At 36.8% G+C, this 2,225-nt stretch carries 3 protein-coding genes and 1 other annotated feature; all 3 genes read right to left on the bottom strand.

Annotation, left to right across the window (positions count from 1 at the left end):
• Positions 1 to 152: 152 nt before the first annotated feature.
• Complete coding sequence (gene trpS / locus AC3AX0_RS11985) at positions 153 to 1,151, bottom strand: tryptophan--tRNA ligase (RefSeq protein ID WP_487550514.1); 999 nt, start codon at positions 1,149 to 1,151, stop codon at positions 153 to 155.
• 83 nt (positions 1,152 to 1,234) lie between these two features.
• Positions 1,235 to 1,434, bottom strand: a binding site (T-box leader).
• 80 nt (positions 1,435 to 1,514) lie between these two features.
• A complete protein-coding gene (locus AC3AX0_RS11990; RefSeq protein ID WP_487550515.1) occupies positions 1,515 to 1,691 on the bottom strand; it encodes a hypothetical protein in 177 nt (58 codons plus the stop codon).
• A gap of 11 nt (positions 1,692 to 1,702) precedes the next feature.
• On the bottom strand, positions 1,703 to 2,200 hold the full coding sequence (locus tag AC3AX0_RS11995; RefSeq protein ID WP_487550516.1) for an isochorismatase family protein: 498 nt from the start codon (positions 2,198 to 2,200) through the stop codon (positions 1,703 to 1,705).
• Between the last annotated feature and the right edge of the window lie 25 nt (positions 2,201 to 2,225).

Raw genomic sequence — 2,225 nt, forward strand, 5'->3', positions numbered from 1 at the left:
GAAACACTTATGTTTATGAAACAAATTGTATTCGGATATATCCCAAAAGGACAATAAAAAACCACCTTTAAAATATTTCTATTTCACAGATGATTTTTTTGATTCGTGCTGAACAAATCATTTTCACACATCGCTATACTAAATATGTACTACTAGTATCTTGGAATGAATCCAACCTTCTTGTATACCTTCCTGAGTGTTTTTCTGGCTACCGCTTCAGCTTTTTCAGCACCTTTTTGATATACGGACTGCAAATATGCCTTGTCCCCGAGGAGCTTGCTGGCTTCTTCCCTTATAGGCCTCAATTCTTCAATTACAACCTCTGCAGTATCCACCTTAAAGTCTGCATAGCCTTTCCCCTCATATTTATTTACAATGCCATCTATTGATTCTCCTGTGATTTTAGAATACATACCTAGCATATTCTTGATTCCAGGCTGTTCATCTGAATATCTTACTATACCTGAAGAGTCAGTTTTAGCCCTTTTGAATTTTCTCATGATATCGTCAGGGGAATCACTTAGTAATATGAAGGAATTCGTATTGTCATCTGATTTTGACATCTTGCTTGTCGGATCCTGAAGACTCATTATTTTTGCTCCAACCTTTGAAATATATGGTTCAGGAACTACAAAAGTCGGGCTGAATCTATTATTGAATCGCTGTGCCACATCCCTGGTAAACTCAAGGTGCTGTCTCTGATCTTCTCCTACTGGTACAAGGTCCGCATCATAGAGAAGTATGTCCGAAGCCATAAGCGCCGGATAATCAAAAAGAGCTGCCGTTATATTTCCTTCATTCTTTTTTGACTTGTCCTTGAACTGTGTCATCCTGCTAAGTTCTCCAAAATACGAGAAGCAGTTCATTATCCATGCAAGTTCAGCATGAGCAGGCACGTGAGACTGGATGAACAATGTACTTTTGTCTGGATCAAGTCCACAAGCAACATAATTCGCCAAAACCTCCAGTGTATTCTTTCTCAAATCCTTTGGCTCCTTTGGAACTGTAAGTGCGTGCATGTCAACTATGCAGTATACACAATCATATTCATCCTGAAGCGCAACCCAGTTCTTTAATGCTCCCAGATAATTACCTAAAGTCAGTGCTCCTGACGGCTGTATTCCGCTAAATATTCTCTTCTTTTCAGACATATTGTCCTCCCTATTATAGTGATATATCGATTCATTTATGGTATTTTCTTAAAATGCTATAAAAAAACGCCTCTATATAAAAATATAGAGACGAATATAATCCGCGGTACCACTCTTATTGGTTGAAACCCACTCAATGGCTTAACGCACCTGACGTCCATCCCTACTATTATTCAGGATGCAAGCTCCAGAGTCCATTCATCCAGTTTCCAGTATCCTCTCCCACCAACAAGGACTCTCTTCAACATTCCACAAAATTACTAATCTCTTTCATAGCATTTATATATACTATTTATTATACATTCTTGGAAAAATATGTCAAGGATTATGAAATCACAAAATAATTGGCTTCATTTTTAATCGTCATCCTCTTCTTTTCGATTTTTTGTATACTACAGGAATCAGCAGAAACAATCCAATAAGAATTTCAAACAGTCCCTTAGTAATCTCATCAATAAACAAATAGCTGATTCCCATGAGAGTAATTATAATTCCGCCTACCAAGTTGAGCATATCCATTTTACCAAGTTTTCCAGCCATACGATATCTCCTTACTCATTATTTTTTAAGAAATATTCAAGCGCTTCTATGCTTATTACAGGTCTTTTATTATGGATCATTTCCACCTGTCTTTCATCTCTACTGGCAATGCCGAATTGCAACAAAGAAGCGTTAAATCCTCTTTCAACAGCTCCATTCAATGTGAACTGAACACAATTTTCAGCTGCAAATCCGCACAAAACAAGAAATTCAACGTTCAAGTCTTTTAGTGTACTTTCAAGGTCGGTTTTCCAGAAACCATTGGAATACAGTTTTGAAATTCTAATGTCAGTATCTGCCATTTTAAGTTCTTCAATCAGTTCATAACCCTCCGAACCTATTCCATTTCCTGATTCTTCATCCTGTATGACAATAACCGGCTTGCCTGCTTTTCTGAAAACATCACTTGTTTCATTGATATATTCCAGAGCCTTTTGCAGTGATTTTTTTGAATCATCCCATTCGATAAATTCCTTCTGCATGTCTATAATTAAAAGAGCAATATTCATAAAATCATCTCCAATACTTTAATAT

The sequence above is a fragment of the Dethiosulfatibacter sp. genome, assembly GCF_983023055.1.

Excerpts from the sequence above, each read along its gene's own strand:
- trpS (WP_487550514.1), bottom strand. The coding sequence starts at position 1,151 with ATGTCTGAAAAGAAGAGAATATTTAGCGGAATACAGCCGTCAGGAGCA.
- AC3AX0_RS11995 (WP_487550516.1), bottom strand. The coding sequence starts at position 2,200 with ATGAATATTGCTCTTTTAATTATAGACATGCAGAAGGAATTTATCGAA.
- AC3AX0_RS11990 (WP_487550515.1), bottom strand. The coding sequence starts at position 1,691 with ATGGCTGGAAAACTTGGTAAAATGGATATGCTCAACTTGGTAGGCGGA.